The sequence below is a fragment of the Streptomyces carpinensis genome (assembly GCF_002154505.1).
GTDB lineage: Bacteria > Actinomycetota > Actinomycetes > Streptomycetales > Streptomycetaceae > Streptomyces > Streptomyces carpinensis.
On sequence record NZ_MUBM01000119.1, the window covers coordinates 1 to 7,515 of the forward strand.

Consider the following 7,515-nt stretch of genomic DNA (forward strand, 5'->3'; position numbering starts at 1 on the left):
GTCTCCGGGTCGCGCTCCTTGGCGATCAGCGCGGTCCACAGCCCGCTGTAACCGCCGCCGACGACCAGCAGGTCGCAGGTGTCGGCACGCCTGCCGGGGTCGTCCAGCCAGTACGGGACCGGCTGGGCCTCGGAGAGGGATTTCGTCCAGTCGTGGTGGCTCATGGCGCTCGGGGCCATGATTTCAACTCCCTACAGGGGCTCATGCCCTCTGGTTGCTGCGGCGATTGGTGATGAGCATCGAGGTCAGGACGAAGAGAACGGCGATCAGGAACATGGCCGTACCGATCACGTTGATCTGCACGGGAGTGCCTCGCTGCGCCGAGCCCCACACGAACATGGGGAAGGTGACCGTCGAGCCGGCGTTGAAGTTGGTGATGATGAAATCGTCGAAGGAGAGCGCGAAGGACAGCAGCGCGCCCGCGGCGATGCCGGGTGCCGCGATGGGCAGGGTGACCCGCAGGAAGGTCTGCACGGGACCCGCGTACAGGTCCCGGGCGGCCTCCTCCAGCCGCGGGTCCATCGACATCACGCGCGCCTTGACGGCGGTGACGACGAAGCTGAGGCAGAACATGATGTGGGCGATCAGGATCGTCCAGAACCCCAGCTGGGCACCCATGTTGAGGAACAGGGTGAGCAGCGAGGCGGCCATGACGACCTCGGGCATCGCCATCGGTAGGAAGATCAGCGAGTTGATGGCGCCCCGCGCGCGGAAGCGGTAGCGGACCAGCGCGAAGGCGATCATCGTGCCGAGGACGGTGGCGCCGATCGTCGCCCAGACGGCGATCTGGAGGCTGATGGACAGCGAGCCGCACATGTCGGCGACACCGCACGGGTTCTTCCAGGCGGCCGTGGAGAAGTGCTGCCACTGGTAGTTGAAGCGCCCCTTCGGCCTGTTGAAGGAGAACACCGTGACGATGACGTTCGGCAGCAGCAGATAGGCCAGCGTCAGCAGTCCCGCGATGACGACGAGACGGCGCTTGAGCCAGTTGACGAAGGGCATTTAGACCAGATCCTCCGTCCCGGACCGGCGAATGTAGATCGTGACCATGGCCAGGATGGCGGCCATGAGGATGAAGGAGAGGGCCGCGGCCGTCGGATAGTCCAGAATCCGCAGGAACTGCGTCTGGATCACGTTTCCGATCATCCGGGTGTCGGTGGAGCCGAGGAGTTCGGAGTTGACGTAGTCACCGGTCGCCGGGATGAACGTCAGCAGCGTGCCGGAGACCACGCCCGGCATCGACAGCGGGAAGGTCACCTTGCGGAAGGTGGTCCACGGCCTGGCGTACAGGTCGCCGGCCGCCTCGTGCAGCCGCCCGTCGATCCGCTCCAGCGAGGTGTACAGCGGCAGGATCATGAACGGCAGGAAGTTGTACGTCAGTCCGCACACCACCGCCAGCGGGGTGGCCAGCACCCGGTCGCCGGCCGTCCAGCCGAGTGCGCTGGTGAGGTCCAGGATGTGCAGCGTGTTCAGGGTGTGCACGACCGGGCCGTTGTCGGCGAGGATCGTCTTCCAGGCGAGGGTTCGGATCAGGAAGCTGGTGAAGAACGGCGCGATCACCAGGATCATGATCAGGTTCCGCCAGCGGCCCGCGCGGAAGGCGATCAGATACGCCAGCGGGTAGCCGAGCAGCAGGCACAGCACGGTCGCGGAGGCCGCGTAGAAGACGGAGCGCAGGAACTGCGGCCAGTACTCGCTGAGCGCGTCCCAGTAGGTGGCGAAGTGCCAGGTGACCTTGTAGCCCTCCTCCAGGGAGCCCGTCTGCACGGACGTGGAGGCCTGGTAGATCATCGGCAGCGCGAAGAAGACGACCAGCCAGAGGATGCCGGGCAGCAGCAGCCAGTACGGGGTGAACCGGCCGCGCTTGCGCGGGGGCTTCTTCGCGGGTTCGGCGGAGACGAGGGGCGGTGGCGCCTCGGTGAGGGTCGACATGTCTACGCGGCCTCTTCCTCGACGGTCTCCACGCCGGCGTCGATGTCCTGGGCCGCGTCCAGGCCGAAGGTGTGCGCGGGGCTCCAGTGCAGGACGACGTCGGCGCCGGGGACGAGCCGGCCGTCGCGCTCGACGTTCTGGACGTACACCGCGAGTTCGTCGCAGACGGGGCTCTCGACGACGTACTGCGTGGAGACGCCGATGAAGCTCGCGTCGACGATCCTGCCGGTGAGGCGGTTGCGGCCCTCGGGTATGGCTCCGGCGTCGTCGGCGTGGGTGAGGGATATCTTCTCCGGGCGGATGCCGACCAGCACCTTGCCGCCGGCCGTCGCCGGCGCGGAACAGCGTGCCTCGGGCAGCACCAGCTTGCCGCCGCCCGCCTTCAGCACGATGTCGCCGCCGCTCCTGGTGTCGACCTCGGCCTCGATGAGGTTGGAGGTGCCGAGGAAGTTCGCGACGAAGGTCGTCTGCGGGTTCTCGTACAGGTCGGTCGGCGAGCCGAGCTGCTCGACGCGGCCCGCGTTCATCACGGCGACCGTGTCGGCCATGGTCATGGCCTCCTCCTGGTCGTGCGTGACGTGGATGAAGGTGATGCCGACCTCGGTCTGGATGCGCTTGAGCTCCAGCTGCATCTGGCGGCGCAGCTTCAGGTCGAGGGCGCCGAGCGGCTCGTCGAGCAGGAGCACCTTCGGGTGGTTGATCAGCGCGCGGGCCACGGCGACACGCTGCTGCTGGCCGCCGGAGAGCTGGTGCGGCTTCTTGCGCGCCTGCTCGCCGAGCTGGACCAGCTCCAGCATGTCCTCCACCTGCTTCTTCACACTCTTGATGCCGCGCCGGCGCAGACCGAAGGCGACGTTCTCGAAGATGTCGAGATGCGGGAAGAGGGCGTAGGACTGGAAGACCGTGTTCACCGGGCGTTTGTACGGCGGCAGATGGGTCACGTCCTGGTCGCCGAGGTGCACGGTGCCGGAGGAAGGCTCCTCCAGGCCGGCGATCATGCGCAGGGTGGTGGTCTTGCCGCAGCCGGAGGCGCCGAGGAGGGCGAAGAAGGAGCCCTGCGGCACGGTCAGGTCGAGCGGGTGCACGGCGGTGAAGGAGCCGTAGGTCTTGCCGATGCCCGAGAGGCGGACGTCGCCGCTGTTGTCTGTCGTCGTCATCGTCGTCGTCACGCCCCTGTGAGCTTGGAGAACTTCTGCTGGTAGGCCGTCTCTTCCTTCTGCGTCAGGGAGCGGAAGGCGTGGGACCGGGCCTGCATGGCCTTGTCGGGGAGGATCAGCGGATTGTTCGCCGCTCCCTTGTCGATCTTGGCGAGATACGGCTTCACGTCCGCGACCGGACTCACGTAGTTGACGTAGGCGGCGAGTTCGGCGGCCGGCTCGGGCTCGTAGAAGTAGTCGATGAGCCGTTCGGCGTTCGTCTTGTGACGCGCCTTGTTGGGGACGAGCATGTTGTCGGTCGACGTCATGTAACCGTGGTCGGGGATGATGTAGCCGACGTCCGGGTTGTCCGCCTGGAGCTGGATGATGTCGCCGCCCCAGGCGACGCACGCGGCGAAGTCGCCCTTGGTGAGGTCGGACGTGTAGTCGTTGCCCGTGAAGCGGCGTATCTGGCCTTTGTCGACGGCCTTCTGGAGGCGCGCGATCACCGCGTCGAAGTCGTCGTCGGTGAACTTCTCCGGGTTCTTGCCCATGTCGAGCATCGTCATGCCGATGCTGTCGCGCATCTCGGTCAGGAAGCCGACGCGGCCCTTGAGCTTGGGGTTGTCGAGCAGGTCGGAGACCGACTTCACCTCGATGCCGTCCAGCGCCTTCTTGTTGAACGCAACGACGGTCGAGACGCCCTGCCAGGGGTACGAGTAGGCGCGGCCCGGGTCCCAGTCGGGGGCGCGGAACTGGTCCGACAGGTTGGCGAAGGCGTGCGGCAGGTTGGACGGGTCCAGTTTCTGCACGTACCCGAGGCGGATCATGCGGGCGGCCAGCCAGTCCGTGAGGATGACGAGGTCGCGGCCGGTGTCGTGGCCCGCGGCGAGCTCCGGCTGGATCTTGCCGAAGAACTCGTCGTTGTCGTTGATGTCCTCGGTGTACTTGACCTGGATGCCGGTGCGTTTGGCGAACGCGTCCAGCGAGGGGTGGCGCTTGGTCTTGTCGTCCACGTCGATGTACTCGGGCCAGTTGGAGAAGTTGACGACCTTCTCCTTGGCCGAGTGGTCGTCGGCGGAGACGCCCCCCTGCGTCTTGGTCGCCGCGGGGATGCCGCAGGCGCTCAGCGCCCCGAGACCGCCGACGGCGAGCGTGCCGCCCGCTGAGGCGCGCAGCAGGGACCGCCGGGTGAGGACGGCCCGGCCACCCGGGAAGCTGCGCCGCATGGCGGCCACTTGGGCCGGAGACAGGCGGTCGGGCTCGTACTGCTCCATGCGCGTGGTGCCCTTTCGGAGGGTCCGGCCCGGTGGGGCCGGAGAGTTTCTATCGGTCCCCGAAGACGGTGCGGTGCCAGTCCTTGCGGGCCACCGCCGTGTTGTCGAACATGACGTGCTTGATCTGGGTGTACTCCTCGAAGGAGTACGAGGACATGTCCTTGCCGAAGCCGGAGGACTTGTAGCCGCCGTGCGGCATCTCGCTGATGATCGGGATGTGGTCGTTGACCCACACGCACCCTGCCTTGATCTCCCGGGTCGCCCGGTTCGCCCGGTAGACGTCCCGGCTCCAGGCGGAGGCGGCCAGTCCGTACGGAGTGTCGTTGGCCAGCCGGATTCCTTCGTCGTCGCTGTCAAACGGCAGCACGACCAGAACCGGGCCGAAGATCTCCGACTGGACGATCTCGCTGTCCTGCGCGGCGTCGACGATCAGCGTGGGGCGGTAGTACGCGCCGTTCTTCAGCTCCCCCTGGGGGGCCTCGCCGCCGGTGACCACGCGCGCGTAGGCACGTGCCCGGTCGACGAAACCGGCGACGCGGTCCCGCTGGACGTGCGAGATCAGCGGACCCAGGTCGGTGCCGGGGGCGAAGGGGTCGCCGAGCCGGACGGTCTCCATCAGCGCGGCGGTCCGCCGCACGAACTCCTCGTACACGGGGCGTTGCACGTACGCGCGCGTGGCCGCCGTGCAGTCCTGCCCGGTGTTGATGAGCGCGCCCGCGACCGCGCCGTTGGCGGCGGCGTCCAGGTCGGCGTCGTCGAAGACCAGGAAGGGGGCCTTGCCGCCGAGCTCAAGGTGCAGCCGCTTGACGGTGGCGGTGGCGATCTCGGCGACGCGCCTGCCCACGGCGGTGGAGCCGGTGAAGGAGGTCATGGCCACGTCGGGGTGGCCGACCAGGTGCTCGCCGGCCTCGCGGCCGGTGCCGGTGACGATGTTGACCACGCCGTCCGGGATGCCCGCGTCCGTGGCGGCCTGGGCGAACAGCAGCGAGGTCAGCGGGGTCAGCTCGGCCGGCTTCAGCACGATGGTGTTGCCCGCGGCGATCGCCGGGAGGATCTTCCAGGCCGCCATCTGCAGCGGGTAGTTCCAGGGCGCGATGGAGCCGACGACGCCGATGGGCTCGCGGCGCACGTAGGAGGTGTGGTCGCCGGAGTACTCGCCGGCGGACTGGCCCTGCAGATGGCGGGCGGCGCCCGCGAAGAAGGCGGTGTTGTCGACGGTGCCCGGCACGTCGAACTCGCGGGTCAGCTTCAGCGGCTTGCCGCACTGCAGGGACTCGGCGCGGGCGAAGTCCTCGGCGCGCTCGGCGAGAACGGCGGCGAGGCGGTGCAGCGCGTCGGAGCGCTCGCCGGGCGTGGCGCCCGCCCAGCCGGGGAAGGCCTCCCGGGCGGCGGCGACCGCGGCGTCGACGTCCTCGGCGCCGGCCAGTTCGTAGGTGTGGACGTCCTCGCCCGTGGCCGGATCGACCACGGCGTGGGTACGGCCGGACGTGCCCTTGGTCAGGCGCCCCGCGATGTACTGTGCGCCGTCCGCGAGGCGGTCCTGCGCGGGGAATCGTTCCGGGGTGGCGGTGGCCGGGTTGTGCATGTCGCTCTCCTCCGCCGTCGCCCCGCTCCGCACGGGGTCGGCTGGCGTAGCTCCAGCTCGATTTGAGTGCCGATCCTGACAGAGCACGGGGGCTCCAACAAGTGATTCCGTTGTTGCCTTTTGGTTACGCGACGGAATCTGTCGACCCAGGTGTCGAGTCGGCACGGAAAAGGCGGGACGGACTGTCAGTGGTGCGTGCCACACTCGCGTGCATGGGGAAGATCGGTTCTTGGGAAGCCCTGGTCAGCGAGGTCCACGCGGGGGCGGGGATCAAGTACCTGTATTTCTGGGGGCATCGGCCGCGGCCGGACGGCCGGGTGGGCGCGAGCTGCCTGAGCCAGTGGTGGCCGTCGCCGTTCACGGTGGACGGGGTGACGTACGCGACCGCCGAGCACTGGATGATGGCCGGCAAGGCCCGGCTGTTCGGGGACGCGGAGGCCGAGCGGCGGGCGCTGGCCGCCGGGCATCCGTCCGAGGCGAAGAAGGCGGGGCGGCTGGTGCGCGGCTTCGACGAGGACATATGGGCGCGGGAGCGGTTCCGGATCGTGGTGGAGGGCAGCGTCCACAAGTTCGCCGCCCACCGCGAACTGCGGGAGTTCCTGCTGGGCACGGGCAAGAGGGTGCTGGTGGAGGCGAGTCCGGTGGACCGGGTGTGGGGCATCGGACTGGCCGCGGACGACGAGGCGGCGGCGGATCCGCGGCGCTGGCGGGGGCCGAACCTGCTGGGCTTCGCCCTGATGGAGGCCCGGGAGCGGCTGCGCGCGGGGGCTGCGTAGGCGGTTCGCAGCGCGCGGGGCGGCGCGGGCGTACGCGGTGCGCCGGGTGCGGGCCGCATGCCAGGTGCACGCCGTATGTCAGCTACGCCTCGGGCGCAGGCCGCCGAGTCGGCCGCGCGGGGCGTGGATGGTGCAGGGGCGCGAGGGGCGGGTCGCCTCGCATGGCGCAGGGACCGGCCCGAGGGCCGGCCCCTGCGATGCGGCGGAAGGCGTCCGGCGCCTCGCGTCAGAACGTGCTCGCCGTGCCCATGATGCTCGCGAACACCAGGATGCCCAGCAGCGGCAGCACCACCGTGGCGATGATGCCGCAGACGAGACCGGCGGTCGCCGCCCCCTTGTTGGTGGCCTCGCCCCGCTTGGCCTTGCCCCGTCCGATCGCGCCGAAGATGATCCCGAGGATGCCCAGGATCACGCCGAAGAACCACAGGAAGAAGGTCAGGCTGCAGACGACGCCGATGATGCCCAGCACCATGCCCGTGGTGCCCATGCCGTTGCTCGGCTGCGCCGGCATGGCGTAACCGGGGGCCTGGGGGTAGCCCACGGGCGGCGCGGCCGGGTAGCTGGGGCCCGACTGCGGGTAGCCGTAGCCCGGACCGGACTGCGGGTAGCCGTAGCCCGGCGCCGGCTGCTTCGGGGGCTGGGACGGTGGCCCGAAGCCGTCGGGTGCGGGATGGGTGTCGGACATGGCTTGGTCTCCCCTCCGTTGACAGTCAAGGCATCGTAATGCCCGTGTTCCGCACGGTGGACGGCGTGCGCACAGGCTGTTGCGGAGCGATTGCGCCGGGGACGCCGGCGGTGGCGCGGGCCCG

General features: G+C 69.2%; 7 protein-coding genes and 1 pseudogene. 1 reads left to right on the top strand and 7 read right to left on the bottom strand.

The window, feature by feature from the left end; translation table 11 throughout:
• The 6 genes and pseudogenes from BZY54_RS49330 to BZY54_RS17065 form a co-directional block, all read right to left on the bottom strand.
• A pseudogene (locus BZY54_RS49330) lies at window positions 1-179 on the bottom strand (FAD-dependent oxidoreductase); the annotation flags it as partial.
• Window positions 180-201: 22 nt separating this feature from the next.
• Window positions 202-1,002 (bottom strand): ABC transporter permease, encoded by an 801-nt coding sequence (locus BZY54_RS17045; RefSeq protein WP_086726049.1) that lies wholly within the window; start codon window positions 1,000-1,002, stop codon window positions 202-204.
• Window positions 1,003-1,932: an ABC transporter permease gene (locus tag BZY54_RS17050; RefSeq protein ID WP_086726050.1), complete on the bottom strand. Its 930-nt coding sequence runs from the start codon at window positions 1,930-1,932 to the stop codon at window positions 1,003-1,005.
• Window positions 1,933-1,934: 2 nt separating this feature from the next.
• Window positions 1,935-3,089 (bottom strand): ABC transporter ATP-binding protein, encoded by a 1,155-nt coding sequence (locus tag BZY54_RS17055; protein ID WP_208640679.1) that lies wholly within the window; start codon window positions 3,087-3,089, stop codon window positions 1,935-1,937.
• Between the two features lie 8 nt (window positions 3,090-3,097).
• On the bottom strand, window positions 3,098-4,345 hold the full coding sequence (locus tag BZY54_RS17060) for an ABC transporter substrate-binding protein (protein WP_086726052.1): 1,248 nt from the start codon (window positions 4,343-4,345) through the stop codon (window positions 3,098-3,100).
• A 49-nt stretch (window positions 4,346-4,394) separates the two neighbouring features.
• On the bottom strand, window positions 4,395-5,930 hold the full coding sequence (locus tag BZY54_RS17065; RefSeq protein ID WP_086726053.1) for a gamma-aminobutyraldehyde dehydrogenase: 1,536 nt from the start codon (window positions 5,928-5,930) through the stop codon (window positions 4,395-4,397).
• Window positions 5,931-6,142: 212 nt separating this feature from the next.
• Between BZY54_RS17065 and BZY54_RS17070 the strand changes: the two genes are divergently transcribed.
• Window positions 6,143-6,706, top strand: a complete 564-nt coding sequence (locus BZY54_RS17070) for an NADAR family protein (protein WP_086726054.1) — start codon at window positions 6,143-6,145, stop codon at window positions 6,704-6,706.
• Between the two features lie 226 nt (window positions 6,707-6,932).
• Here BZY54_RS17070 and BZY54_RS17075 read toward each other — a convergent pair whose 3' ends face one another.
• Window positions 6,933-7,391 carry a DUF4190 domain-containing protein gene (locus BZY54_RS17075; protein ID WP_086726055.1) on the bottom strand — a complete coding sequence of 153 codons (459 nt, stop codon included), beginning with the start codon at window positions 7,389-7,391 and terminating at the stop codon, window positions 6,933-6,935.
• Between the last annotated feature and the right edge of the window lie 124 nt (window positions 7,392-7,515).